This window comes from Corallincola platygyrae, assembly GCF_039544265.1.
In the GTDB taxonomy this organism is placed as follows: Bacteria; Pseudomonadota; Gammaproteobacteria; order Enterobacterales; family Neiellaceae; genus Corallincola; species Corallincola platygyrae.
In genome coordinates, this window is the sequence record NZ_BAABLI010000022.1 from 1 (window position 1) to 626 (window position 626).

The following is a 626-nucleotide window of genomic DNA, read 5'->3' on the forward strand; positions in this document are numbered from 1 at the left end:
AACCTTTCCTCCTCGCTGAAAGTGCTTTACAACCCGAAGGCCTTCTTCACACACGCGGCATGGCTGCATCAGGCTTGCGCCCATTGTGCAATATTCCCCACTGCTGCCTCCCGTAGGAGTCTGGGCCGTGTCTCAGTCCCAGTGTGGCTGATCATCCTCTCAGACCAGCTAGAGATCGTCGCCTTGGTAAGCCATTACCCTACCAACTAGCTAATCTCACTTGGGTTCCTCTAAAGGCGAGAGGTCCGAAGAGCCCCCTCTTTGGTCCGTAGACGTTATGCGGTATTAGCAGTCGTTTCCAACTGTTGTCCCCCACCTCAAGGCAGATCCCCAAGCATTACTCACCCGTCCGCCACTCGTCAGCAAAAGAGCAAGCTCTTTTCTGTTACCGTTCGACTTGCATGTGTTAGGCCTGCCGCCAGCGTTCAATCTGAGCCATGATCAAACTCTTCAATTAAAAGTTTTAATCTTTGTCTCAACTCAACGAAATAACTTTGAACTTTAAAGTTCATGGTCACTCACGTTTAAGCTGAAGAAATTTTGATTACTTCAACATCCGTGAGTGCCCACACAGATTGTCTGACCAAATTGTTAAAGAGCTCGCTAAACCCATTCGTTTAGCGCCG

1 rRNA gene is annotated in these 626 nt (G+C 49.2%); it reads right to left on the reverse strand.

Going from position 1 to position 626, the window contains the following annotated elements:
• Positions 1-457 (reverse strand): 16S ribosomal RNA (locus tag ABEA14_RS16095); the annotation flags it as partial.
• Positions 458-626: the final 169 nt, after the last annotated feature.